The 25,133-nt window shown below is 70.1% G+C and carries 24 protein-coding genes; 14 read left to right on the top strand and 10 right to left on the bottom strand.

What is annotated here, in order from left to right; genetic code table 11:
* Positions 1 to 73: 73 nt before the first annotated feature.
* Complete coding sequence (gene rfbC / locus ACESMY_RS02120) at positions 74 to 628, bottom strand: dTDP-4-dehydrorhamnose 3,5-epimerase (RefSeq protein ID WP_372781683.1); 555 nt, start codon at positions 626 to 628, stop codon at positions 74 to 76.
* A 32-nt stretch (positions 629 to 660) separates the two neighbouring features.
* Here rfbC and ACESMY_RS02115 point away from each other — a divergent pair, with 32 nt between their 5' ends.
* Positions 661 to 1,701, top strand: coding sequence for a glycosyltransferase family 2 protein (locus ACESMY_RS02115; protein WP_372781681.1), 1,041 nt, complete (start codon positions 661 to 663; stop codon positions 1,699 to 1,701).
* Here the strand turns inward: ACESMY_RS02115 and argE are convergent.
* Positions 1,661 to 2,827, bottom strand: a complete 1,167-nt coding sequence (gene argE / locus ACESMY_RS02110; protein WP_372781679.1) for an acetylornithine deacetylase — start codon at positions 2,825 to 2,827, stop codon at positions 1,661 to 1,663. The genes ACESMY_RS02115 and argE overlap by 41 nt on opposite strands.
* A 139-nt stretch (positions 2,828 to 2,966) precedes the next feature.
* Here argE and ACESMY_RS02105 point away from each other — a divergent pair, with 139 nt between their 5' ends.
* Together ACESMY_RS02105 and ACESMY_RS02100 are read left to right on the top strand one after the other, a co-directional pair.
* On the top strand, positions 2,967 to 4,628 hold the full coding sequence (locus tag ACESMY_RS02105; RefSeq protein WP_372781677.1) for a spinster family MFS transporter: 1,662 nt from the start codon (positions 2,967 to 2,969) through the stop codon (positions 4,626 to 4,628).
* Between the two features lie 14 nt (positions 4,629 to 4,642).
* A complete protein-coding gene (locus tag ACESMY_RS02100; protein ID WP_372781675.1) occupies positions 4,643 to 5,107 on the top strand; it encodes an N-acetyltransferase family protein in 465 nt (154 codons plus the stop codon).
* A 16-nt stretch (positions 5,108 to 5,123) separates the two neighbouring features.
* Here ACESMY_RS02100 and ACESMY_RS02095 read toward each other — a convergent pair whose 3' ends face one another.
* From ACESMY_RS02095 to ACESMY_RS02075, 5 genes are all read right to left on the bottom strand, one after another.
* On the bottom strand, positions 5,124 to 5,549 hold the full coding sequence (locus ACESMY_RS02095) for an NUDIX domain-containing protein (RefSeq protein WP_372781673.1): 426 nt from the start codon (positions 5,547 to 5,549) through the stop codon (positions 5,124 to 5,126).
* Between the two features lie 7 nt (positions 5,550 to 5,556).
* The gene (locus ACESMY_RS02090) at positions 5,557 to 6,060 is read right to left on the bottom strand and encodes an FKBP-type peptidyl-prolyl cis-trans isomerase (RefSeq protein ID WP_372782284.1); all 504 of its coding nucleotides are present in this window, start codon (positions 6,058 to 6,060) and stop codon (positions 5,557 to 5,559) included.
* A 5-nt stretch (positions 6,061 to 6,065) separates the two neighbouring features.
* Positions 6,066 to 7,274 (bottom strand): threonine ammonia-lyase, encoded by a 1,209-nt coding sequence (locus tag ACESMY_RS02085; RefSeq protein ID WP_372781671.1) that lies wholly within the window; start codon positions 7,272 to 7,274, stop codon positions 6,066 to 6,068.
* A gap of 79 nt (positions 7,275 to 7,353) precedes the next feature.
* A complete protein-coding gene (locus tag ACESMY_RS02080) occupies positions 7,354 to 8,415 on the bottom strand; it encodes a mannose-1-phosphate guanylyltransferase (protein ID WP_372781669.1) in 1,062 nt (353 codons plus the stop codon).
* A gap of 9 nt (positions 8,416 to 8,424) precedes the next feature.
* Complete coding sequence (locus ACESMY_RS02075; protein ID WP_372781667.1) at positions 8,425 to 10,251, bottom strand: dipeptide ABC transporter ATP-binding protein; 1,827 nt, start codon at positions 10,249 to 10,251, stop codon at positions 8,425 to 8,427.
* Positions 10,252 to 10,345: 94 nt separating this feature from the next.
* Here ACESMY_RS02075 and ACESMY_RS02070 point away from each other — a divergent pair, with 94 nt between their 5' ends.
* The 4 genes from ACESMY_RS02070 (at position 10,346) to ACESMY_RS02055 (ending at position 14,978) form a co-directional block, all read left to right on the top strand.
* Positions 10,346 to 10,912: an HAD family hydrolase gene (locus ACESMY_RS02070; RefSeq protein WP_372781665.1), complete on the top strand. Its 567-nt coding sequence runs from the start codon at positions 10,346 to 10,348 to the stop codon at positions 10,910 to 10,912.
* A 70-nt stretch (positions 10,913 to 10,982) separates the two neighbouring features.
* Positions 10,983 to 11,528 carry an RNA polymerase sigma factor gene (locus ACESMY_RS02065; RefSeq protein WP_372781663.1) on the top strand — a complete coding sequence of 182 codons (546 nt, stop codon included), beginning with the start codon at positions 10,983 to 10,985 and terminating at the stop codon, positions 11,526 to 11,528.
* A 130-nt stretch (positions 11,529 to 11,658) separates the two neighbouring features.
* On the top strand, positions 11,659 to 12,591 hold the full coding sequence (locus tag ACESMY_RS02060) for a FecR domain-containing protein (protein WP_372781661.1): 933 nt from the start codon (positions 11,659 to 11,661) through the stop codon (positions 12,589 to 12,591).
* A gap of 101 nt (positions 12,592 to 12,692) precedes the next feature.
* Positions 12,693 to 14,978 (top strand): TonB-dependent receptor domain-containing protein, encoded by a 2,286-nt coding sequence (locus tag ACESMY_RS02055; RefSeq protein WP_372781659.1) that lies wholly within the window; start codon positions 12,693 to 12,695, stop codon positions 14,976 to 14,978.
* Positions 14,979 to 15,344: 366 nt separating this feature from the next.
* Here ACESMY_RS02055 and ACESMY_RS02050 read toward each other — a convergent pair whose 3' ends face one another.
* Positions 15,345 to 16,982, bottom strand: a complete 1,638-nt coding sequence (locus tag ACESMY_RS02050; RefSeq protein WP_372781657.1) for a cisplatin damage response ATP-dependent DNA ligase — start codon at positions 16,980 to 16,982, stop codon at positions 15,345 to 15,347.
* Positions 16,983 to 18,002 (bottom strand): ligase-associated DNA damage response exonuclease, encoded by a 1,020-nt coding sequence (locus ACESMY_RS02045; protein WP_372781655.1) that lies wholly within the window; start codon positions 18,000 to 18,002, stop codon positions 16,983 to 16,985.
* Between the two features lie 93 nt (positions 18,003 to 18,095).
* Between ACESMY_RS02045 and ACESMY_RS02040 the strand changes: the two genes are divergently transcribed.
* The 3 genes from ACESMY_RS02040 (at position 18,096) to ACESMY_RS02030 (ending at position 19,218) form a co-directional block, all read left to right on the top strand.
* Entirely contained in the window at positions 18,096 to 18,266 is a 171-nt protein-coding gene (locus ACESMY_RS02040; protein ID WP_372781654.1) for a hypothetical protein, read from the top strand.
* Positions 18,267 to 18,331: 65 nt separating this feature from the next.
* Positions 18,332 to 18,772, top strand: a complete 441-nt coding sequence (locus ACESMY_RS02035; RefSeq protein ID WP_372781652.1) for a PaaI family thioesterase — start codon at positions 18,332 to 18,334, stop codon at positions 18,770 to 18,772.
* A gap of 11 nt (positions 18,773 to 18,783) precedes the next feature.
* Positions 18,784 to 19,218, top strand: coding sequence for a PaaI family thioesterase (locus ACESMY_RS02030; protein WP_372781651.1), 435 nt, complete (start codon positions 18,784 to 18,786; stop codon positions 19,216 to 19,218).
* Here ACESMY_RS02030 and phnD read toward each other — a convergent pair.
* Entirely contained in the window at positions 19,184 to 20,188 is a 1,005-nt protein-coding gene (gene phnD, locus ACESMY_RS02025; RefSeq protein WP_372781649.1) for a phosphate/phosphite/phosphonate ABC transporter substrate-binding protein, read from the bottom strand. The genes ACESMY_RS02030 and phnD overlap by 35 nt on opposite strands.
* 80 nt (positions 20,189 to 20,268) lie before the next feature.
* On the opposite strand from phnD, the gene ACESMY_RS02020 reads away from it, so the two are divergent.
* The 4 genes from ACESMY_RS02020 (at position 20,269) to ACESMY_RS02005 (ending at position 25,121) form a co-directional block, all read left to right on the top strand.
* Positions 20,269 to 21,951 (top strand): lysine--tRNA ligase, encoded by a 1,683-nt coding sequence (locus ACESMY_RS02020; protein WP_372781647.1) that lies wholly within the window; start codon positions 20,269 to 20,271, stop codon positions 21,949 to 21,951.
* Between the two features lies 1 nt (position 21,952).
* Positions 21,953 to 22,714 (top strand): class I SAM-dependent methyltransferase, encoded by a 762-nt coding sequence (locus tag ACESMY_RS02015; RefSeq protein ID WP_372781645.1) that lies wholly within the window; start codon positions 21,953 to 21,955, stop codon positions 22,712 to 22,714.
* Positions 22,715 to 22,805: 91 nt separating this feature from the next.
* On the top strand, positions 22,806 to 23,285 hold the full coding sequence (locus ACESMY_RS02010; RefSeq protein WP_372781643.1) for a MerR family DNA-binding transcriptional regulator: 480 nt from the start codon (positions 22,806 to 22,808) through the stop codon (positions 23,283 to 23,285).
* Positions 23,286 to 23,333: 48 nt separating this feature from the next.
* Positions 23,334 to 25,121 (top strand): acyl-CoA dehydrogenase C-terminal domain-containing protein, encoded by a 1,788-nt coding sequence (locus ACESMY_RS02005; protein ID WP_372781641.1) that lies wholly within the window; start codon positions 23,334 to 23,336, stop codon positions 25,119 to 25,121.
* Positions 25,122 to 25,133 lie beyond the last annotated feature (12 nt).

The following is a 25,133-nucleotide window of genomic DNA, read 5'->3' as shown; positions in this document are numbered from 1 at the left end:
GCCTCGGAGGCGGACTCTCAGAGCCGCCCTCTCCCTACCCTCTCCCTCTCGCTTCGCGGGCGAGAGGAGGCGCCTAGAAGCTAACCCTCGCCAGGTCCTTCAGGCGGGGCAGGATGCGGTCCTTGTCGGAGAGGATCGGGTCGCCGGCGATCGGCCAGGGGATGGCGAGGTCGGGATCGTTCCAGAGCACGCCGCCCTCGGTCTGTGGCGCATAGAGGCCGTCGACCTTGTAGAAGAGCTCGCAGTCGTTGGTCAGGGTCACGTAACCGTGGGCGAAACCGCGGGGGATGAAGAGCTGCTCGCCGCGGTCGGCGGTGAGCTCGGCGCCCACCCACTGGCCGTAGCTCGCCGAGCCGGGGCGCACATCGAGGGCCACATCGTAGATCGCGCCGCTCAGCACGCGGACCAGCTTGGCCTGGGCGTGGGGCGTCTGCTGGAAGTGCAGGCCGCGGACGGTGCCGGCCTTGGCGCTGAACGCCTGGTTGTCCTGCACGAACTCGGCCTCGACGCCGGCCTCGGACATCGCCTCGCGGCTCCAGGTTTCGGCGAACCAGCCCCGCGCATCGCCATGGCGCTTGGGCGTGATATGCAGAACCTCGGCCAGGGCCAAGGGCGTGATTTTCGTCATGTTCGCCCAGATGTGTGGGAGTGACCCTTCGGATGGCGCGAGCCGCAGCGCTTGGCAAGCCCCTTGGCCCTCAGGTCAGCGTCGTGGTGGTGGTCTATGAGAGCGGACCGACGCTGGCGCAGTGCCTGGCCGCGGTCCGCGCCCAGACCTTCGCTGACTATGAGGTCATCCTGGTCGACAACGCCTCCAGCGACCGCACAGCCCAGGCCGCGGCCAAGGCCGACCCGGCGATCCGGCTGATCGAGAACAGCGAGAACCTCGGCTTCGCGGCCGCAGTGAACCAGGGCGCGCGGGCGGCGCGGGGGCGGTGGCTGGCGCTGCTCAATCCCGACGCCTTCGCCGAGCCGGCCTGGCTGGCGCGGCTGATGGCGGCGACCGATGCGAGCCCCGGGGTCCACGCCTTCGCCTCGCGCCAGCTGATGGCGGACGACCCGACCCGGCTGGACGGCCTGGGCGACGTCATGGCGCTGGCCGGCTATCCGTTCCGCGGCGGTTTCACCCACAAGGACCCCGGGCCGATGGAACCCGGCTGGGTGTTTTCGGCCTGCGGCGGGGCGATGCTGATCGACCGCGAGCTCTTCCTGCGCCTGGGCGGCTTCGACGAGCGGCTGTTCTGCTACTGCGAGGACGTCGACCTGGGCTACCGGCTGCGGCTGATCGGCGAGCCGACGCTGCTGGTCCCCGACGCTGTGGTGCGTCACGTAGGGTCGGCCTCGACCGGCGGCCGGCGCAGCGACTTCGCGGTGTTCCACGGCACCCGCAACCGCTTCTGGGTCTTCGTGAAGAACACGCCGGCCGTGCTGTTCTGGCTGACCCTGCCGCTGCACATATTGGCGACCCTGGTGCTCTTCGCGCGGCATGCGACGCGGGGCGAGATCGTGACGCCGGTGCGCGGCCTGGCCGCCGGGATCCGGCATATCGGCGTGGCGCTGGAGGCGCGGCGCGAGGCCCAGTCGACGCGCACCGCCAGCTCCTGGGAGATCGCGCGCGCCATGACCTGGAACCCACTCGACCTGCTGCTGCGCCGGGCGTTCATCCAGCCGCGGCAGCCCACTCCACCAAGCGGCGCATGAAGGCCTGGCCGCGTTCCATCTGGGCGATCTCGACATATTCGTCGGGCTGGTGGGCCTGTTCGATCGAGCCCGGGCCGCAGAGCACTGTGGAAAAGCCGGCGCGCTGGAACTGACCGGCCTCGGTGGCGAAGGCCACCGCGCGCGGCGGGCCGTTGTCGCCCGCCAGGCGCCGGGCGAAGGATTCCGCGGCGCCGTCCGGCTCGGGCGCGAAGGCCGGCACGCTGGAGTGCATCTCGACCACCACGCCCGCCTCCGGCGCGCGGGCCTTCAGGGCGGCGTCGAGCGCGCGCGCCTGGGCGAAGAAGGGCGCCAGCAGCACCTGCGGATCGAGCGGCGGCGGGGTGCGCAGGTCGAAGACGAAGCCGCACTCACGCGCCAGGATGTTGTGCGCCGTGCCGCCGTGGACGATGCCGATGGTGAGCGTCGCGCCCTTCGGCGTGAAGGGCGAGGCGGGATCGGCTTCGCGCTCCAGCCGCTCGGCGAGCTCGCTGAGCGACGCCATCAATTTCACCGCTTCCATCACCGCGGAGACGCCCTGCTGGGTCTGGCTGGAGTGGGCTTCGCGGCCGTTGACCGTGACGTGGAAGGTGGCGATGCCCTTGTGGCCGTTCACCGCCACCATGTCGGTGGGTTCGCCCACCACCACGAAGGCCGGTCGAGGCAGCTCCCGGCCGATGACCTCGATCAGGTCCGGCGCGCCCAGGCAGCCGATCTCCTCGTCATAGGAAAAGGCCAGGTGCACCGGCCGGCGCGGGTTGGCGGCGACCAGATCGGGGACGGCGGCGAGGGCCAGCGCCAGGAAGCCCTTCATGTCGCAGGTCCCGCGCCCGTAGAGCCGGCCGTCACGCTCGACGATGGCGAACGGGTCGGAGGTCCAGGGCTGGCCGTCCACCGGCACCACGTCGGTATGGCCGGAGAGCACCGCCCCGCCCTCGATGGCCGGCCCCACGGTCGCCAGCAGGTTGGACTTGGTGCCGTCGGCGTTGGGGGCCCGGCGGTGCGGCACGCCGTGGCCGTCGAGGTAGGCCTCGACCCATTCGATCAGCGCCAGGTTCGAGTGGCGCGAGGTGGTGTCGAACCCCACCAGGGTCTCAAGGATCTCGCGGACGGCGCCCAGCTCGCTCATGGGCGAGAGCCATAGACCGGCTGGGCGGAGGGCTCAAAGGAAAGCGTTCGGGCGCGGGCGGCGGGCCGCCGAGACTGGCGTGGATCGCGGCGCCATGCCTACAGTCGGGCAACAAGAAGACGATCCAAGGGGAGTTACATTGGCAGACATCGTACTGGAGCCGGGCGCCGCTGCGCCCTCCGCGCCGCGGTTCGCGCCGGTCAGCGCCAGCTATGGCCGCTATGCGCTGACCCTGCTGGTGGCGATCTACACGGTCAATTTCCTGGACCGGCAGATCATCACGACCATCGGCGAGAGCATCAAGAACGACCTGCACCTGACCGACACCCAGATGGGGGCGCTGGGCGGCATCTTCTTCGCGGCGGTCTACACCATCCTGGGCATTCCGATCGCCCGGATCGCGGACAAGAGCAACCGGCCCTGGGTGATGACGATCTCGCTGGCGCTGTGGAGCGGGTTCACGGTGATGTCGGCCTTCGCCAAGAACTACGCCGTGCTGGCGATCTCCCGGGCCGGGGTGGGGATCGGCGAGGCGGGCTGTTCGCCCACCGCCCACTCGCTGCTGGCCGACTACTTCCCGCAGGAGAAGCGGGCCACGGCGCTGGCGATCTATTCCATGGGCATATCGATCGGCACCCTGCTCGGCATGGCCATCGGGGGCATCGTGGCCGAGCATTACGGCTGGCGGACCGCCTTCCTGGTGGCCGGCGCGCCGGGCCTGGCCTTCGCCGTGCTGGCGATCTTCACCCTGCGCGAACCGCGCAGCCAGCTCAGCCGCGACGCACAGGCCGCGGCCAATGCGTCGAGCCACATCCCGCTGTTGATGGTGTTCTCCGCGCTCGAGATGCGGCCGACCTTCTGGCTGTTCGCGCTGGGCGGGGCGCTCACCTCCTTCGTCAGCTACGCCCACGGCCAGTTCTTCACGCCGTTCTTCCTGCGCAACCACGCCCATGAGCTGACGGTGCTGGCCGGCCAGTTCGGCATGGCGCCGGCGCCCGGCAAGCCGCCGCTTGGCTTCATCAGCCTGGCGCTGGGGCTGGGGGCCGGGATCGGGGGCGCGTTCGGCTCCTGGCTGGGCGGGGCGCTGGCCGACCGCTGGGGCGCCAAGGACGTGCGGAACTACGCGCTCTTCCCCCTCCTGGTGCCCTTCGTCAGCATCCCGGTCCTGTGGTACGCCGCCGGGACCGACAACATGATGCTGGCGCTGATCCTGCTGCTGATCCCCAACATCGGGGTCGGCGCCTGGTGGGGCCCGGTCTATGGCGGGGTCCAGAGCCTGGTGCCGCCGGCCATGCGGGCGCTGAGCGCCGCGGTGCTGCTGTTCGTGATCAACATGATCGGCCTGGGCGGCGGACCGACCGCGTTCGGCATGATGACCGACGCCATGACCAACCGCGGGCTGATCGGCTCGGGGCTGGACGTCCAGGCCTGCAAGGCGGCCGTGGGCGCGGCCAAGGCGACCTGCGCGGCGGCCTCGGCGCACGGCATCAAGGTGACGGTCTATCTGTCGACGGCGATCATCCCCCTGGCGATGATCTGCTTCTTCCTGAGCCGCCGGACCATCGGCCGCGACGTGGCCAACGCCGACGCCCTACCGGCCAAGGCCATGTCGACGCGGCGGCTCGCCGGCTATCTGTTCGTGGCCGGGGCCCTGCCCGGCGCGGCGCTGGCCAACGCGTCCTCGATGTTCTTCAAGAGCCCGCCGCCGCTGTTCTACCTCGACGGCCTGGTGGCCGGCGGGGCGGTGGGCGTCATCCTGGCGGTGATGATCGCCGCCGCCGGGCGCCGGGCGGAGGCTTAGGGCCGGCCGAACCCATGCCGTCGCCGATCACGCTCAGGCAAGCCCGGCGCGAGGACGTGGCCGCCATCGTGCGGCTACTGGCCGATGATGCGCTGGGCGCCGGCCGGGAGGTCGTCGCCGACCCGCCGCCGGCGGCCTATTTCGAGGCCTTCGACAAGGTCGACCGCGATCCGCGCAACCTGCTGGCGGTGGCCGAGGACGGCTCGGGCGCGGTGGTCGGAACCCTGCAGATGACCTTCATCCCCGGTCTCTCCAACCAGGGGGCGGAGCTGGCGCTGATCGAGGCGGTGCGGGTGGCCTCGAGCCTGCGCGGCCAGGGCCTCGGCCAGGTGATGATCGCGTGGGCGATGGACGAGGCGCGCCGCCGCGGCTGCCGCAACATCGAGTTGCTCAGCCACAACAGCCGCACCGACGCCCAGCGGTTCTACGAGCGGCTGGGCTTTGCCCGCAGCCACGTCGGCATGCGCCGGGCGCTTTGACCCCGGCTCGGCGCGGCTAGAGGCCGAGCGCGCGCCGGGTCGACAGGGTCAGGGGCGCGGGCAGATCGCCGACCTCGAACCAGCCGATCTCGGCGAGCGCATCCGGCTCCCGGTTGGACGGTTCGCCCTCGACGATCCGGGCCCCGAAGACTGGCGCCACCCAATGGGTCCCTTCGGCGCGGTCGATCTGATCGACCAGGCAGACGAGGTCGCCCACGGCGATCTCGACGCCCAGCTCCTCGCGAATTTCCCGCGCGCAGGTCTCGGCGACGGACTCTCCGAAGTCGACCTTGCCGCCGGGGATTCCCCAATGGCCGGCTTCCGGCGCACGCCGGCGCAGCACCAGGAGCACGCGGCCGGCGTCGTCGGTGATGAGCGCGCCGACGCCGACCCGCGGTTGTCCGGCCGGGGCCGCCGCGAGGTTGTCCGGCCCGCCGCTCACCGCGACCTCAGCCCGCCTGGATGGTGCCGGGGCCCGGCAGGACGTCGATGAGTTCGATCTTGAAGATCAAGGCCGCGCCGCCCGGGATCGGACCCTGGCCGTCGGCGCCGTAGCCGAGCTCCGGCGGGACGTAGAGCGTCCAGACGTCGCCGGGCCGCATCATCTGCAGCGCTTCCTGCCAGCCCTTGACCAGGCCCTTGAGCGGCATGGCCGCCGGTTGGCCGCGCTCGTAGGAGGAGTCGAAGACCAGGCCGTTGACCAGCTTGCCCTCGTACATGACCTTCACCTCGTCGTTGAGGTGCGGCTTCAGGCCGGTCGTGGGGCCCGAATGGACGATCTCGTACTGCAGGCCGTCAGGCAGGACCTTGACGCCGGGCTTCTTGGCGTTCTGCGCCAGGAAGGTCTTGGCGGCGGCGCTCTCAGCCGCGGCGCTCTGCCCGGCCGGGGCGGGCTTCGGATGGCAGGCCGCCAGGGCGAGGCTCGCCAGGGCAATCGTCAGAATACGGAACATCATCGTCATACAGCCCTCGGCGGATAGCCGCTCTCGCGCAGCGCATCCATGATCTCTTGCGTGTGCTGGGCGTCGCGGGTCTCGATCATGATGTCGAACTCCGCGCCCTTGGCGGGCACGTCCAGCGCGAGGCGGTTGTGGGCCACCTCGATGATATTGGCGCCCATGTCGCCGATGACCCGCGAGACCGTGGCCAGCAGGCCGGGCCGGTCGTCGCCGATGATCCGTAGGCTGACGAGGCGCTGGTCGCGGACCAGCTCGCGGGTCAGGACCGAGGCCAGCAGACGGGTGTCGATATTGCCGCCGGTGATCACCAGGCCGCACTTCTTGCCGCGGAACCGCTCGGGGAAGGCCAGCAGGGCGGCGAGCGAGGCGGCGCCCGCTCCCTCGGTCACGGTCTTTTCGACATTGCAGTAGAGGGCCACGGCGCGCTCGAAGAACGGCTCCTCGATCAATAGCACCTCGTCGACCAGCGGTCGGGCGACGCTGTAGCTCACGTCGCCCACCTGCTTGACCGCTATGCCCTCGGCGATGGTCGCGCCGCCGGAGGCCGCACCGGCGTTGACGCCGCGCATCCGGGCGGTGAACGAGGGATACATGGCCGGCTCGACGCCGATCACCTTGATCTGCGGCTTCACATGCTTGGCGGCCGTCGCCATGCCGGCGATCAGGCCCGCGCCGCCGATCGGCACCGGCAGGATCTCCAGCTCGGGCACGTCCTCGAGCATCTCCAGCGCCACGGTGCCCTGGCCGGCCATGACGTCGAGGTCGTTGAACGGGTGGACGAACACCAGGTCGCGCTCGTCGCGCAGAGCCATGGCGGCCGATGAGGCGTCGTCGTAGCTTTCGCCCTCGATCACCACCTCGGCGCCGTGGGCGCGGGTCTGCTGCACCTTCACGAAGGGGGTGCCGCGGGGCATGACGATGGTCACCGGGATGCCCAGGCGCGAGGCGTGATAGGCGAGGCCCTGGCTGTGGTTGCCGGCCGACGCCGCGATCACGCCGCGCTTCTGCTCGGCCGCATTGAGCTGCAGCAGCTTGTTGAGCGCGCCGCGCTCCTTGAAGGCGGCGGTGAACTGCAGGTTCTCGAACTTCACCCAGACCTCGGCGCCGGTGATTTCCGACAGCGTCCGCGAATGGCGGCAGGGCGTGCGCTCGATATGACCCTGCAGCCGGTCTTTGGCTGCGAGGATGTCGTCGAAGGCGAGGGACATGGCGGGGCCGGGGCTTGGAAAAGGGGCGCAACCTAACGGCGGGCCGGTCCTGCTGCAATGCAGCGTCTTCGGGCGGCGTCTAGAGCAGATCCTCACGGCCGGCCTGGCGCACCGCCTCGACCGCCGCGCGGACGGCGGACGGCGCGTCTCGGCGGGTGACCAGGACCACGCCGTTCTCGACGATCACCGCCAGGCCCTCGACCCCGGACAGCACCACCGTGGGGCCGTCGGAGACCGCGAGGCAATTGGCCGTATCGGCGGCGATGACCGAGCCCTGGAGCACGTCGCCGGACGCGGTCTTCTCAGCCTCGCTCCAGAGCGCGTCGTAGGTCCCGACGTCGCTCCAGCCGATAGCGGCGGCGACCACCACGGCCTTGTCGGTCTTCTCGAAGACGGCGACGTCGACCGGGACGGCGGGCGTCGCGCGGAAGGCCTCGCCCAGGGCGATCGTGTCGCCCGCCCGCGCGGCCTGCGCCAAGGCGGCCCGGGCGGCGACCGTGAGGTCCGGCGCGACCCGGGTGGCCTCGCGAAGGAAGGCGTCGGCGCGGAAGAGGAAGATGCCGGCGTTCCAGCTGTAGGCGGGGTCGGCGACGTAGCGCCGGGCGGTCGCCAGGTCCGGCTTCTCCACGAAGGCCGCGACCTTGCGGACGGCCTGCTCGCCGGCCTCGGCGCGGATATAGCCGTAGCCGGTCTCGGGCGCGGTCGGGGTGATGCCGAAGATCACCAGGGCGCCGGCCTCGGCGGCCGGGGCGCCCGTGGCGATGGCGGCGCGCAGGGCGGCGGGATCGTGCACCCGGGCGTCGGCGCTCAGCAGCAGCACGAGATCGCAGCCCGCCTCCTCGGCCGCGGCGGCGCTCACCACGGCGGCGGCTCCGGTGTTTCGCCCCTCGGGCTCGAGGATCAGGGCCCGTGGCGTGACGCCGACCGCGGCCAGCTGCTCGCGCACCAGATCGGCGTGGGCGAGGTTGCAGATCACCATCGGCGGGCCGAAGGCCTCGGTGGTGAAGCGAAGGGCGGTGTCCTGGATCAGGGTCCGGGCGCCAACCAGGGCATGGAACTGCTTCGGCTTGGCGCGCCGCGACAGGGGCCAGAGCCGGGCGCCGGCGCCGCCGGACATCAGGACGGGGGTGATCTTCGCCACGCGCGCCTCTTAGGCCGCTTCGGCGGGCGGGTCGAACTCCGCGACCAGGTGGCCGGGCGCGATCTCCCGGAGCTGCGGCGGCAGGATCGGCGCGTTCGGATCGGCCGGCAGGCGCGAGGGCAGGAAGCGCAGCGCAGCGCGCGGGTCCATCGGGCTGGGCGGCTCGCCGGAGAGCTTCACGCGCTTGCGGGAGCGTTCGATGGCCGGATCGGGAATCGGCGCGGCCGACAGCAGGGCTTTTGTGTAGGGGTGTTGCGGCGCGCGGTAGATCTGCTCGCGCGTGGCGGTCTCCACCACCCGGCCGAGGTAGAGCACCAGCACCCGGTGGCTGATCTCGCGGACCACCGCCAGGTCGTGGCTGATGAAGATCATCGCCAAGCCCATGTCCTTCTGCAGCGCGATCAGCAGGTCGATGATCTGGGCGCGGATCGAGACGTCGAGGGCCGAGACCGCCTCGTCGCAGATCACCAGCCGCGGCTTCAGGATCATGGCGCGGGCGATGCCGACCCGCTGGTTCTGGCCGCCGGACAGCTCGTGCGGGTAGCGGTTGATCAGTCCGGGATCGAGCTCGACCTTGGCCATCATGGCGGCGACCTCGGCGTCCCGCGCGGCGCGGCCCAGGTCGCGGCGGAACACCTGCAGGGGCTCGGCGATGGAATCGCCGATGGTGACGCGCGGGTCGAGGCTGGCCAGCGGGTCCTGGAAGACGATCTGCAGGTCGCGTCTTGCTGCGCGCATCGCCTCGCGTTCGGCGTGGGTGATGTCGCGGCCCATCAGGGTGACGGCGCCCTCGGTGGCCGGGATCAGGTTGAGGACCGCGCGGGCCAGCGTCGACTTGCCCGAGCCGCTCTCGCCCACCACGCCCAGGGTCTCGCCCCGGCGGACCTGGAAGGAGACGCCGTCGACCGCCCGCAGCGGCCTGGGCGCGCCGAACCAGCCCTGGCGGATCGGGAACCAGACCTTCACCTCGCGGCCCTCGACCACCACCGGGGCGTCCGGGGCCACCGGGGCCGGCGCCGGCCGCCCGCCGCGGCCCTCGCGGTCGAGGCGCGGGATCGCATCCAGCAGGGCCCGCGTGTAGTCGGTCTTGGGCGCGGCGAAGACCTCGGCGGCAGTCCCCTCCTCGACGTAAGCGCCGTCCCGCATCACGCAGACCCGGTCGGCGAGACGGGCGATGACGCCCATGTCGTGGGTGATCAGCACCACGGCCGCGCCGGTCTCGCGCTGCAGCTCGGCCATCAGGTCGAGGATTTCGGCCTGGACGGTGACGTCCAGGGCGGTGGTGGGCTCGTCGGCGATCAGGAGCTCCGGCCCGCCGGCCATGGCCGCGGCGATCATCACCCGCTGGCGCATGCCGCCGGAAAGTTCGTGCGGATACTGCCGCAGCCGGGCCGCCGCGTCGGGAATGCGCACCTTTTCGAGCCAGAGCCTGGCCCGCGCGGTGGCGTCGCGGTCGGAGAGGCCCTGGTGCAGGCGCAGCGGCTCGGCGATCTGCTCGCCGATCCGCACGTGGGGGGTGAGCGCGGTCAGCGGGTCCTGGAAGATCATGGTCATCTTCGAGCCGCGCAGGCGGTTGAGGGCGCGGGGCTTCAGGTCCAGCAGCTCCTGGCCGAGGAATTTCGCCGAGCCGGAGGCGCGGCCGTTGCGGGCCAGGAGGCCCATCACCGCCATGAAGGTCTGGCTCTTGCCCGAGCCGCTCTCGCCGACCACGCCCAGGGTCTGGCCGCGGGGGATCGTGAGCGAGACGCCGCGCACCGCCCGCACGGTCCCGTCGTAGGTCTCGAAGTCCACCCGCAGGTCGTCGAGGGTCAGGACGGCGGGCGGGGACGCGGGCAAACACCACCTCGGGGCAGGGCAGCGGCGACCTTAGACGGCGTCCCCGGGTTTTTGAAATCGCCTCACCGCCCGCCGGGCCGCTATAGTCGCCCCCGTGCCCGAGACCCCGCCCGCCAGTCCGCCCAAGAGTAAGCCCAGGCCTGCGCTGTTCCTCGACCGCGACGGGGTGCTGAACGAGGACCAGGGCTACGTCCACCGCTGGGAGGATTTCCGCTGGATCGCCGGCGCCCAGGCGGTCGTGGCGGCCTTCAACCGCGCCGGCTGGCTGGTGATCGTGGTGACCAACCAGTCGGGGGTGGGCCGGGGCTTCTACAGCGAGGCCGACGTGCACGCGCTGCACGCGCGGATGGGCGAGGACCTGGCCAAGGTCGGCGGCCACATCGACGCCTTCTATCATGCGCCGCAGCACCCGGACGCGCCGCTCGAGACCTATCGCCACCCCGATCCGCCGGACCGCAAGCCGAACCCCGGGATGATTCTGCGCGCGCTCTCCGAGTGGCCGATCGACAAGGCGGCCTCGTTGCTGGTGGGCGACAAACCCTCGGACCTGGAGGCGGCGCTCAGGGCCGGGATCCGCGGCGTGCTGTTCGAGGGCGGGGACCTGGCGGCGTTCCTGGCGGCCGAGACGCTGCTGCCGCCGCCCGCGCCCGAGGTTGGCTAATTGCGCGGGCTGATCCATACCGCGCATTCAGCGACCCTGCGCCGGCGCTGAGCAAAGCGGGGAAATGGCCGTGGCGCCCTCTGAGCCGTCCGAACGAGGCCTGGAAGACCGCCCGCTGGTCCGTGCGTTCCTGGAGAAGCGCGAGACCCTGGTGCTGTTCCTGGCGGCCCGGACGCGCTCGATGGCCATGGCCGAGGACCTCGTCCAGGACCTCTATCTGAAGGTCGCCGCCCTGGAGCCGGATATCGAGGTGCGGGCGCCGGTTCCCCTGCTCTACCGGATGGCGTCGAACCTCATGGTGGACCACGTGCGGACCGACCAGCGCGCACGCCGCCGCGAGACCCAGTGGCGCAGCGATACGCGCCTGACCTTCGGCGGCGAGGACATCGTCGCCGAACCGTCCGCCGACCAGGCGATCATCGGCCGGGAGCGGACGCGCCAGCTCGCCGAGGCGGTGGCGGCGCTTCCCCCGCAGATGGGCCGGGCATTCCGGCTCAACAAGCTGCAAGGGCTGACCCAGGGGCAGACGGCCGACGAAATGGGCATCTCCCGCAAGATGGTCGAGCAGCACATCCAGGCGGCGATGAAGAACCTGACCCGGCGGCTGGGCTCATGAGGCGCGTGGAATTTCGCCGCGGACCTAGGGATCGGTTGTCACGGCGCCGTCTCAAAGGCTGTCTGGCGCAGTGGGCGCGGACCGGGCGATTGAACCGATGACCAGCATTCCGACACACGCGGACCGCGCGATGGACGACGCCGCCGGCTGGCTGGCGCGTCTTCAGCGCGACGACGTGGCCGAAGGCGACGGGCTGGCGTTCGAAGCCTGGCTGGCGGAATCGCCCGAGAACGGCCACGCCTATCGCGCGGCGCTTTCGGTCTGGCACGAATTCGACGCGGGCGCGGACGGCGTCCTCAAGGCGCTGGCGTCGCCGGCCGGACGCCGCGTCGCCCCGCGCGCGCCGACGCGGCGATGGCTGGTCGGGGCGGGCGGCGTCGGCATCGCCGCCGGTCTCTCGCTGGCCATCCTGCCCTCGCTGACCAGCGGACCGGCGATCCAGACCCTGGGCACCGGACGCGGCCAGCGCCAGCGGTTCACGCTGGCGGACGGCTCGGTCGTCGACCTCAATGCCGAGACCCGCCTTCGGGTGATGTTCGAGCGAGGCGAACGCCGTGTCGCGATGGACGACGGCGAGGCGATCTTCGACGTCGTCTCCGACAAGACCCGGCCCTTCATCGTGGCGGCGGGCGGGCGCACGGTGCGGGTGGTCGGCACCCAGTTCGACGTCCGCAACCGCCAGGGCGCGCTGACCGTCACCGTCGCCCGCGGCAAGGTCGAGGTGCGTCCCTCCGCCGATCGCGTCTATGCCCTGACCCCCGGCCAGCGGCTCGAAGTCAGCGCCGCCGGGCTCGAGAAGACCCAGTTCGTCGATCCGGCCGAGGCCTTCAGCTGGCGGGCCGGCCGCCTCGTCTACCGCAACGAACCTCTCAGCGAGGTGGTGGCGGACCTCAATCGCCAGTTCCCCGAGCGGATCGACATCGGAGATCCGGAGCTGGGCCGCATCCCGATCACCGGCGTCATCGTCCTGGACGACGCCAAGTCGGTTATGATGCGTCTGTCCTTGATGCTGCCCATTAGAGCGGTACCTTCCACCCAGGGGCTGTTGCTGCTTCGAAAATAGGGCGGAAGACGATTCTGGGGCGTCGGGAACTCGCGGCCGCGGTCGCACTTGTCGCGGCAGCGGCGAGCTGTGCGGGAACGGCCGCGGCCGCGCCCGCGCTTGTGCGTTTCCACATCGAGGCCAAGCCCTATTCCGAGGCGCTGCTCGACCTGGCGCAACAGGCCAATGTCACCTTGGTCGGCGCCGCGGCCTGCAGCGGCTACTCCCGGGAGGCCCTTTCGGCGTCGCTGACCGTCGAACAGGCGCTGAACCGGCTGCTGGCGGGCACCAACTGCGCCTGGAAGGAAATCGCGCCCAACACCATCCAGGTCTCGGCCGCCGCGCCCCCGGCCGCCAGACCTCCGGCCCCGCCGCCCTCGGTTTCGGAGCTCCTGGTGACCGCCACCAAGCGGGTGCGCGATCCCCGGCAGCTCGCCGTGCCGATCACCGCGGTGAGCGGCGCCGACCTCTATCCGACCGGCGCGAGCGACGCGGCCGAGGGCGCGGCGCGGATGAGCATGCTGTCCACGAACCTTGGGCCCGCGCGCGACAAGCTCTTGCTGCGCGGCCTGTCGGATGGCGCCTACACCGGACGCGCCCGCTCCACGGTGGCCACCTACCTCGACGACATCCCGCTCAACTACAACGCCCCGGACCCGGACCTGCGGCTGGTGGATGTGCAGCGGGTGGAGATTGCGCGCGGCCCGCAGAGCGCGCTCTACGGCGCCGGCTTCCTGAGCGGCGTCTACCGGATCATCTCGAACAAGCCGAACCTGCACGAGGTCTCGGCCGAGGGCGCCATCACCGCGGCGGTCACCGACCATGGCACCCCCAGCGGGGCCATCGAAGGCTACGTCAACCTGCCGATCAGGAGCGACCTGATCGGCGTGCGCCTGGCCGCCTACGACCAGATTGACGGCGGCTATCTCGACAACGTCCGGCTGGGCAAGGACGACGTCAACCGCACCGAGCGCAAGGGCGCGCGGCTGTCCGTCCTGTTCGAGCCCCGCGACGACTGGACGGTCCTGATGACCGCCGCCGACCAGCACCTGAGGTCGGACGACACGCAATATACGACCGCCGGTTCGGGCCTGACGCGGGACACCCGGATCGCCGAGCCGCATACCAACGACATCACCCTGTGGAGCGCGCAGGTCCGGCGCTCCTGGAGCTGGGGCGAACTCACCTCGTCGACCGGCGTCGTCGAGCACGCCTACGGCAGCCTCTATGACGCGACGGCGTCGCAGAACCTCTTCACCACCGGCGCGCTCTCCTCGGCCTATGTCGAGCACACCACCACCACCATGCTGGTGGAAGACCTGTACCTGACGTCGCGCGGCACCGGCCGCTTCCAGTGGCTCGCCGGCGTCTATGGTTCGAGCACCACCGAGCACTCGCCGAGCGACTTCCTGGCGCACCTCGTCACGGGGACGAACAAGGTCGCGTACAGCGACAATCGGCACGACCGGATCGACGAGGGCGCGGCCTATGGCGAGGCGTCCTGGACCTTCGCGCCCGACTGGACGCTCGCCGTCGGCGGCCGGGTCTTCTCGATCCTCACCCACACCCGCTCGCTCGTCGAATCCGAGAGCGAGAACTTCAGGCCGCGGGAGCTCGACCGTTCGGGGCGGTTCAACGGCTTCACGCCGAAGATCTCGCTGCAGCACACCTTCGTCGGCGGCGACCTGCTCTACGCGGTCTATTCCGAAGGCTATCGGGCGGGCGGCTTCAACTCCGGGGGCACGACGCCCCTGCCCGAGGCCCAGGCGACCTATGCGCCGGACCGGCTGCGCAACTACGAGATCGGGCTGAAGCTGCAGGCGTTCGACCGCCGGCTGTCGGTGAATTCGGCGATCTATTACGACAAGTGGACCGACATCCAGACCGACCAGTATCGCGAATCCGGCCTGCCCTACACGACCAACGCCGGCGACGCGACGGTGCGGGGCGTGGAGACGGAAATCGCCTACCGCGCCGACAACGGCCTGAGTTTCGAGCTGAACGGGCGCTACACCGAGACGCAGACCTCGAACCCGAACATCAACTTCCTGTCGGTGCTGATCAACGGCCTGCCGAACGCCCCGCCGTTCTCCGGCGGCGGGCTGGTCAGCTATGAGCGGGCGGTCCCGGGGGGCTGGCGCCTGCGGGTGGCGGGCGAGACCGCCTATGTCGGCAAATCCCGGGTGACCTTCGACACGCTGTTCCCGGAAATGGGCGGCTATGTCCGAACCAAGCTGCTGGTCGAGATGCACCGCAAGTCGATGGGATTCCAGGTCTTCGTGACCAACCCGACCAACGCCTTCAGCGACACCTTCGCCTTCGGCAACCAGTTCAACCCGACCCAGGCGCGCCAGATCACCCCGCAGAGGCCGACGACGCTCGGCGTCACCCTTTTCGCCGCCTATTGAAGGTTTTTTTCGCGGCGACCTAGGGACTCCGCGGCGCTGGGACGTCATTGCCGTGACCCGCGGGCTTACACGGCTCTAAAGGTCAACGGCGATATGGCGCGTTTCCTGAGCCCAACTCGCGCGCCGTATCCGGCCGAGCGCGGCCCTGACGAAGGAGAGCGTCAAGGGCCGCGCCGTGTCCGTTTGCATGCCCATTTGTCTGCGCCGCCCGTCGATGCTACGGTTGAGGTGTCATGCAAGGCCACCCCGGGCCGCGCGTGACGCGTGCTCGCGTAGACTTCGATGGCCGGCTCTCTCCAGTCGCCGGCCAGAGATAGCGCCCCGGCCTGAGTTGTCACACACTCGGCCGGGGCATCACGCGCAGCCTCAGCGCCCCTCCATCTGCTCCAGCATCCGTTCCAGCGTCGTAAGGTCGTCGGCCTCGCCGGGCGGCTTGTCCCAGCGGATGCGGTTGATCCGCGGAAAACGCATGGCGACGCCGGACTTGTGGCGGGTGGAGCGCTGCAGGCCCTCGAAGGCGACCTCGAAGACCAGGCCGGCGTGCGGCTCGGCGCGGACCGAGCGGACGGGGCCGAACCGTTCGAGGGTGTTGTCGCGGACGTATTTGTCGATCTGCTTCAGCTCCTCGTCGGTAAAGCCGAAATAGGCCTTGCCGACCGGCGTCAGGATGCGCTTGCCGGCCTCATCCTGCGTCCACGTCCCGAAGGTGTAGTCGGAGTAGAAGCTCGAGCGCTTGCCGTGGCCGCGCTGGGCGTACATCAGCACCGCGTCGATCAGGAACGGGTCGCGCTTCCATTTGAACCACGGGCCCTTGGGACGGCCGGCCTCGTAGACCGAGTCCCAGCGCTTCAGCATCAGGCCCTCGGCGATCTGCGGGTCGCCGGCGGGCGGGGCGGCGCGCAGCGCGGCGAGCTCGGCCCAGCTCGCGAAGGGCTGCAGCGGCGACAGGTCGATCCGCGGGCTCGCCTCCTTGGCCACGAAGGCCTCCAGACGCTTGCGGCGCTCGGCGAAGGACAAGGTCCGGGTGTCCTCAGCCCCTTCAGCCAGGATGTCGTAGGCTCGGATGGCGGCGGGGAACTTCGTCAGCAGCTTGGCGTCGACCGCCTTGCGGTTCAGCCGTTGCTGCAGGTCGGCGAAGCTCGCGACCTTGCCGTCGCGCATGACCAGCAGTTCGCCGTCGATGACGCCCTCGGCGGAAAGCGCGTCGACGACGTCCGGGAAGGTGCGCGAGATGTCGTCGCCGGTACGGGTGTAGAGCCGCCGCGCGCCGCCCTCGTTCACCGCCTGCACGCGGATGCCGTCCCACTTCCACTCAGCGGCGTAGTCGGCCGGGCCGAGCCTGGCGAAGTCGACGGCCTCGTCGATCGCCTGGGCCAGCATGGCGGGGCGGAAGCGCCCGGGGTTGTCCGAGGAGGGGCGTTCGGAGCGGCCCTCCAGCCAGGCGAAGAGGTCCTCGTAAGGCGGATGCAGCGCGTGCCACAGCTCCTCGACCTCGGCGACCGGCACGGGCTCCGCGCCCCCAAAGGCGGACATGTCCGCCGCGGCGCGCTTGGCGAGGCGCGCGGTCAGGCCGACGCGCAAGCCCCCGGTCATCAGCTTCAGGAGCGCCCAGCGGCCGGTCGGCTGCAGGGCGTCGAGCCAGCCCTCGATCAGCGCCTGCACCTCCGCCCGCGTGGCGCCGCGCAGCGCATCGACCACCTCCGAGAGCTCCGGCTCGCGGTTGGCGCCGGGACGGGCCGGCCAGACCAGGGCCACGGTCTCGGCCAGGTCGCCGACATAGTCGTAGGACCACCAGAAGAGCTGTGGATCCATGCGCTCTTCGACCGCCTTGCGGATAAAGGCGGGCTTGGCCGCGTCGAAACTCAATTCGCCGGTCAGCGCCGCGAGCGCCCAGCCGCGGTCGGGGTCCGGCGTTTCGCGCAGGTAGTCGCGCACCAGGGTCAGCTTGGCGTTGCGCGACCCGGTCAGCGACAGCCGGTCGAGGAGTTCGGCGAAGGCGCGCACCTAGTCGTCGTCCTCTTCCTCATAGCCCACCAGCGCCAGGGCCCGGGCCGGGACGCCGTGCATCTCCGCCCATCTCGCCAGCGCCTCTTCTCGCCCGTGGGTGATCCAGAGCTCGCCGGGGCGCAGTTCGTCGACGGTGCCGGTGAGCTCGTCCCAGTCGGCGTGGTCGGAGATCACCAGGGGCAGTTCGACGCCGCGCTGGCGGGCGCGCGCACGGACCTGCATCCAGCCGGAGGCGAAGGCGGTGACCGGGTCGGGAAAGCGGCGGCTCCAGCGGTCCTGGGTGGCCGACGGCGGGGCGACGATGATCTGGCCCGCGAAGTCGGGCTTCTTGCCGGTAGTGGCGGGCTCTAGCGGGCCAAGGTCGATGCCGTGGCGCTCATAGAGGGCGTTCAGCCGCTCAAGGGCGCCATGGACGTAGATCGGGCGGTCCCAACCGGCCTCGCGCAGGAGGCGGATGATCCGCTGGGCCTTGCCCAGCGCATAGGCGCCGACCAGGTGGCTGCGCTCGGGGAACTGGGCCACCGAGCGCAGCAGGCGGGCGATCTCATCCTTGTCGCTGGGGTGGCGGAACACCGGCAGTCCGAAGGTGGCCTCGGAGATGAAGACGTCGCAGGGGACCGGCTCGAAGGCCGGGCAGGTCGGATCGCGGCGGCGCTTGTAGTCCCCGGAGACCACCATGGTCAGGCCTTTCCAGCGGACCACGGCCTGGGCGGAACCCAGCACATGGCCGGCTGGGACCAGGGTCACCTCGACGTCGTCGCGCGGCACCGCCTCGCCATAGGCCGCCGCCTGCCGCGAGCCGGCGAACTCCAGGCCGTAGCGCTCGCCCATGATGTCCAGGGTCTCGGGCGTCGCCAGCACCGCGCCGTGGCCGGCGCGGGCGTGGTCGGCGTGGCCGTGGGTGATCACCGCGCGCGGTACCGGCCGCACCGGGTCGATGTAGAAATCGCCGGGCGCGCAATAGAGCCCCTCGGGCCTCGGGCAGAGCAGGTCCTGCGGTCGGATCATCCCTGGCATCTAGGCGAACGACCTCATTTAGCAACCTTACCAAGTCGTCATCATGTTAAATCGGCGTCATGACCAAGACTTAACAAGTATTCGCGAGTTCGGTTGCATATATCGGTCCTCGTCAGGACGCCAGCCGGCGCCCACCCGCCCGAGACCGACGAGGACACCATGTCGAACGCCGCTTCCCCCTTCCTGGGTTTCGCCAATTTCGCGATGGCCGCCACCCCGCTGATGGCCGTGCTGATCGCCTATGTGTCGAGCTTCGCCCACTAGGCTCGCGCCGCGCGCCCACATCGGGCAATTGACCGCGGGGCGGCTTCGGCCCTACCCGCTTGAGAATGACCACCGTTCCTGACGTCGTCCGAGAGATGGCCGAGCACATGGCCACCACCGTCCCCCAAGCCGCCGCCCTCGGCTTTCGTCTGGTCTCCGTCGAGACCGCCCGCGGATCGATCGAAGCGCCCTGGCGCGAAGACCTGGTCGGCGACCCGGACACCCAGGTGATCGCCGGCGGCGTGGTCACCAGCCTGCTGGACCATACCTGCGGCCTGGCGATGGCCGCCGCGGCCGGGACCGAAGCCTTCTCCACCGCCACGCTCGACCTGCGCATCGACTACATGCGGCCCGCCGCGCCGCGCACCGGCGTCGTCGCCGAAGCCCATTGCTACAAGCTCACCCGCACCATCGGCTTCGTCCGCGCCGAGGCCTGGGACGTCGACCGCAGCGACCTGGTGGCCACCGCCCAGGCGGCCTTCGTGCTCAACCGGCCGCGCCCGTGAGCGTCCCGGCCGTGAACCCTTCCGCCGAGCAGCTCGAGACCTTCCTGCAACGGGTTCCCTACGTGCGCTTCCTCGGCATGCGCGCCGAGCTGGCCGGTGACGAGATGACCGCCATCCTGCCGTTCGCGCCGCACCTGGTGGGCAACACCTTCATCAAGGCCCTGCACGGCGGGGTGATCGGGGCGTTCCTGGAGATGACCGCGCTGGCCCAGCTGTCGGTCGCCCAGCCGTCCGCGCGGGTGCACAAGACCATCGACATCACCATCGAATACCTGCGGCCCGGCCGGGCGCTGACCTCCTACGCCCGCGCCCATCTCCGCAAGGTCGGCCGCCGCATCGCCAATGTGCACGTCGAGGCCTGGCAGGACGACCGCAGCCAGCCCTTCGCCTCGCTCAGGGGCCACTTCCTGCTCAGCTCTGAGGGTGGGCCGCCTCTTCCGTCCTGATCTGGTCGAGCGAGGCCTGGGCCTTCGCGACGCCGGCCGCATCCTTCTTCGCCTTGGCTGCGACGAGCTGGCCGGTGGCCTCCATCTCGCGCACCGGCAGCAGGTGGGTGTTGTCGGCGTGTTTGAAGGGGCCGGTCTGGATGCGCTCCAGGATCGCGCGCTGACGCTTGGCCTCGTCGGTGTCGCCGACGCCGTAGCTGAAGATGAACCGCGAGATCCTGGCCTTCACCGCCGGGTCGAGGTCGGCGCGCCAGATCATCGGGTCCTCGGGGATGGTCGGCGAGGTCCAGATCACCTGCAGGCTGTCCATCGTCTTCCTGGCCATCGGCGTGCCGATCACCGCCAGGCGGTCCATCGAGCGGGTGTTGTCGGTGGCCGCGGGCAGGACGCCGGAGCCCACGGCATAGAGGTTGGCCTCGGCGCTGGCCGAGCGGACGGTCTTGAAGCAGGTCTGCGGATCGATGCCGCGCGGCCCGAACAGGAAGGCGTTGGGCGCCAGAGTGCCGGAGGTGGACTTGGCGTCGCCCATGCCGAAGTCGTAGCGCTTGCCGCAGGCCAGCAGCTTGTCGAGCGTCACGCCCGAGCCCTTCTTGACGACGATCACCCCCTGGTAGCCGTCCTTGCCGTTGGGATGGGTGGTGCGGGCGAAGACCTCGCCGCCGGCGCGGCGCACGGCCTCGAGCCCCGACTGGTTGGTGAACCAGCCGACGTCGGCCTGTTTGAAGCGCATCGCCTCGATGAGGGCGGAATAGTTCGAGCCGAAGAACGGCTTCACCGTCATGCCGGTGGCCTTTTCCATGTCCTTCAGGAACGGACCCCATTCCAGCATCTGGGTCTGGCTCGCCTCGGTGGAGACGATGGAGAAGGTCAGCGTCCTGGGCGCCTCGGCCTTGGACGCGGGCTTGTCGCAGGCGCCGAGCGCCAGCAGGGCCCCGAGGGCGGCGAAGAGCGGGATGTGGCGTTTGATCATGGGCGAAGCATAGCCCAGCTTCGTGACGGCGGCGCAAAACTCCGCTTGAGCCCACCCGCCCGGGACGCTACCGCCAGCCCATGTTGCACGGTCTTTCCCACCAGGCTCGGGATGCGAAGAGCTGGCCCTTCGAACAGGCGCGCCTGCTGCTCGAACGGATCCTGAAGCTGCGCCTCTCGGACGGCGAGCGGGACCTGGCGGCGGCGCTGTTCGCGCAGGGCAAGTTCTCCGAGGCCGTCCAGACCCTGCCGGAGCTGGCCCGGCCGGTGATATTCCAGTGCGGCTACGGCGCGTCCGGCCTGCCGCACATGGGCACCTTCGGCGAGGCCGCGCGGCCGACCATGGTCAGGACGGCGTTCCGGGCGCTGACCGAGGACGCCATCCCGACCCAGCTGATCGTCTTCTCCGACGACATGGACGGCTTCCGGAAGATCCCGGACAACGTGCCCAACAAGGCGATGCTGGAAGAGGACCGCGACAAGCCGGTCACCTCGGTGCGCGACCCCTTCGGCGAGCACGAGAGCTTTGGCGCGCACAACAACGCGCGCCTGCGCGCCTTCCTCGACGGCTTCGGCTTCGACTACACCTTCATGTCCTCCACCGAGACCTACAAGTCCGGCCGGCTGGACGCGGTGCTGCTGCGCATCCTGGAACGCTTCGACGCCGTGCAGGCGATCATGCTGCCGACGCTGGGCGAGGAACGGCGCGCCACCTATTCGCCCTTCCTGCCGATCAGCCCCAAGAGCGGCCGGGTGCTGCAGGCCGCGACGCTCGAGCGCAACGTCGAGAAGGGCACGATCACCTTCGCCGACGAGGACGGGACGATCACCGAAACCCCGGTGACCGGCGGGCACGTGAAGCTGCAGTGGCGCCCTGACTGGGCGGCCCGCTGGACGGCGCTTTCGGTCGACTACGAAATGTCCGGCAAGGACCTGGTGGACAGTGTCCGGGTCTCGAACCGGATCGTGAAGGCGCTGGGCGGCGAGCCGCCGGAGGCCTTCCACTTCGAGCTGTTCATGGACGAGAACAACCAGAAGATCTCCAAGTCCAAGGGCAATGGCCTGACCATGGAAGAGTGGCTGCGCTACGGCACGCCGGAGAGCCTCGCCTACTACATGTACCAGTCGCCGAAGTCGGCGAAGCGGCTCTATTTTGACGTCATCCCCAAGGCGACGGACGAATATCTGCAGCAGCTCGACGCCTACAATCGCGCCCGGGCGGACGGCGCCAACGCGCCGGCCATCGACAACCCCGCCTGGCACGTCCACCGCGGCGCGCCGCCGGAGCGCGGGTCGCCGGTTAGCTTCTCGCTGCTCCTGAACCTGGTCTCGGCGGCCGACGCCTCGACCAAGGACATCCTCTGGGGATTCCTGGAGCGCTATATCCCCGGCGCCAGCCCGAAGACCGAGCCGGTGCTCGACCAGCTCGCGGGCTATGCGATCAACTACTACGAGGACTTCGTGAAGCCCGCGAAGACCTTCCGGGCGCCGGACGCGCGGGAGCGGGCCGCGATGGAGGCCCTGGTCGCGCGGCTGAAGTCACTCCCGCCCGGAGCGGACGCCGAGGCGATCCAGAACGAGGTCTTCGAGGTGGGCAAGGACGCCGGCTTCGAGCCCCTGCGCGGCTGGTTCTCCGCGCTCTACGAGGTGCTGCTGGGCCAGAGCCAGGGCCCGCGCTTCGGCTCCTTCGTGGCGATCTTCGGCGTGGAACGGACGATCGCGCTGATCGAGCGCGCGCTGGCCGGCGAGCTGGTCAGCGCCTGAGATGGGCGACACCGCCCCGCAGCCCGGCGAGCCGCCGATGCCGCCGCTCGACCTGCGGCGCTCGGTCGGCCACGAGGGCACCGCGGAGTTCGAGAACCCGCACGGCAAGCTGACCTTCGGTGACGACGTTCCAGCGGAGAATTATCGCAGCGTGCTGGACTTCGGCTGCGGCTGCGGACGGGTGGCGCGCCAGATGATGCTGCAGGCTGAGGCGCGGCCCGAGCGCTACCTCGGCGTCGACCTCTATGCGCCGTCGATCAAGTGGTGCCGGAAACACCTGACCGCCTGGGACCGGAACTACCGGTTCGCGCGGATGAACGCGCACAATCCGAAGTTCAATCCGCGGGGGCGCCAGGCGCCGATCCCGACGCGGGAGACCTTCTCGCTGGTCAACGCCCACTCCGTGTTCACCCACATCGTCGAGCGCGACGTGGGGTTCTATTTCGACGAGTGCCGGCGTGTGCTCGAACCGGGCGGGGTGCTACGCGCCACCTGGTTCATGTTCGACAAGGCCGAAGCGCCGATGATGCACGACTACCAGCACTCGCTGTACATCAGCCTCGAGGACCCGAGCCACGCGGTGATCTACGACCGCGACTTCGTGCGCGGCCTCTACAGGAAGGCCGGCCTGACGATCTTCCGCGTTCACCCGCCGGCCCTGCGCGGCTTCCAATGGATCGTCTACGGCCGCCTGGGTCCCGGCGAGGACGTGGCGTTCCCGCGCGACGAAGCGCCGACCGGCCGGGCTCCGCCGCCGCGCTAGGGTTACGTAGAGTGATCAACGATCACCTTGACGTAAACGGAAGGTTAGCCTTACCCTTCCGGGCAGACATCGCATCCAGGGAGGACTCCTCATGCCCACGGAGCTACGCCGCCCAAACCGGAGCTTCACGATCCGGCAGCTGTGCCTGGAGTTCAAATGCACGCCGCGCGCGCTGCGTTTCTATGAAGACAAGGGCCTGCTCAGCCCCGCCCGCGACGGGTTAAACCGGGTCTATTCCTACAAGGACCGCGCCCGGCTGCAGCTGATCCTGCAGGGCAAGCGCGTCGGGCTGGCGCTGGCCGAGATCGGCGAGATCCTCGACCTCTACGAAGTCGACGACGGCGGCGCCCAGCAGGCGGCCAAGAGCCTGCGGAAGTTCCAGGAACGCATCGTGGCGCTGGAACAGCAGAAGATCGACGTCGACGACCAGATCCGCATCCTCAAAGCCGGCTGCGAGGCCATGGAGCAGCGCCTCGCCGAAACCCGCCCCGACCTGCTGCCGCGCGCCGCCGACTACGATCAGATGTTGCGTCGAAGGCTCGACGGCGTGGAACATGCGGACGCGAAGTAGTACGGCGGTCTAGTCCCGCGCGCCGGGCCTTCGCGACCGGAGTACCTCATGACCTACCAGCCGCCCGTGCGCGACTACGCCTTCCTGTTGCGCGACCTCCTGGAACTCGAGCGCTACGCCAACCTGCCGGCCTTCGCCGATGCGTCCATGGACACCGTCGACCAGATCCTGGAGGAGGCGGGCCGCTTCACCGGCGAGGTGCTGGCGCCCCTGAACAGCGTCGGCGACAAGGAGGGCTGCCACTGGTCCCCCGACTTCACGGTCACGACGCCGAAGGGCTTCAAGGCGGCCTACGCCAAGCTGGTCGAGGGCGGCTGGCCGGCGCTGGGGGCCGACCCGGCCTATGGCGGCCAGGGCCTGCCGCACGTGGTGAACCTCGCCTTCTCCGAGATGAGCTCGGCCGCGAACATGGCGTTCTCAATGTACCCCGGCCTGACCCACGGCGCCTATTCGGCGATCAAGGTGGGCGGCAGCCAGGAGCAGAAGGACCTCTACCTGCCGAAACTCGCCTCCTTCCAGTGGGGCGGCACCATGAACCTGACCGAGCCGCAGTGCGGCACGGACCTCGGCCTGCTGCGCACCAAGGCGGTCCCGCAGGCCGACGGGACCTACCGGATCTCGGGGCAAAAAATCTGGATTTCCAGCGGCGAGCACGACCTGACGGAGAATATCGTCCACCTGGTGCTGGCGCGGATCGAAGGCGCGCCGATGGGCACCCGCGGCATCAGCCTGTTCATCGTGCCGAAGTTCATTCCGGACAAGGACGGCAATCCCGGCGAGCGCAATTCGGTGAAGTGCCTGGGCCTGGAAGAGAAGATGGGCATCCACGGCAACGCCACCTGCGTGATCAGCCACGAGGAGGCGACCGGCTGGCTGATCGGCGAGGAGAACCGGGGCCTCTCCATCATGTTCGTGATGATGAACGAGGCCCGGCTGGGGGTCGGCATGCAGGGGATCGCCCAGGCCGAGGCCGCCTACCAGGCCGCCGCCGCCTTCGCCAAGGACCGGCTGCAGGGCCGCTCCCTGACGGGCCCCAAGAACCCCGACGGTCCCGCCGACCCGATCATCGTCCACCCGGACATCCGCCGGATGCTGATGGACGCCAAGTCGATCATCGAGGGCGGCCGGGCCTTCCTGTTCTGGACCGCGCTGCACGGCGACCTCGCCGAGGCGAGCCCCGACGAGGCCGTGCGCCTGAAGGGCCACGACTACATGGCGCTGATGACCCCGGTGCTGAAGGGCTTCCTCACCGACCGGGGTTTCCAGGTCTGTTCCGACGCCATGCAGGTTCACGGCGGGTCGGGCTTCACCGAGCATTTCCCGGTCAGCCAGTACCTGCGCGATTGCCGCATCGCGCTGATCTACGAGGGGACCAACGGCATCCAGGCGCTGGACCTCGTCGGCCGCAAGCTCGCCGCCGACGGCGGGCGGGGCGTGATGAGCTTCTTCGCCGAGCTCGACGCCTTCGTGGAGGCCAATGAGGCCGACGCCGACCTGAAGCCGTTCACCACGGGCCTCGCCAAGGGCAAGGCCGAGCTGCAGGAGGCCACCCTGTGGCTGATGCAGAACGGGCTCGCCAACCCGGACAACGCCGGCGCCGCCTCCACCGACTACCTGCACCTTTTCGGCCTGGTGGCGCTTGCCTACATGTGGAGCCTGATGGCCAAGACCGCGCTCGCCAAGATCGCCGGCGGGGCGAGCGATCCGCTCTACCAGGAGAAGCTCACCGTGGGCCGCTACTACATAGCCCGCGTCCTGCCCGAGACCACGGGGCGCCTGGCCAAGCTGAAGACCGGCGCGGAGACGATGATGGCGCTGCCGGCGGAGTCGTTCTGAGAGGGAGACAAG

It is taken from the genome of Phenylobacterium sp. (genome assembly GCF_041691455.1).
In the GTDB taxonomy this organism is placed as follows: domain Bacteria; phylum Pseudomonadota; class Alphaproteobacteria; order Caulobacterales; family Caulobacteraceae; genus Phenylobacterium.
Note: the sequence above shows the minus strand (reverse complement) of the source record. Positions and strands in the feature narration are given on the sequence as shown.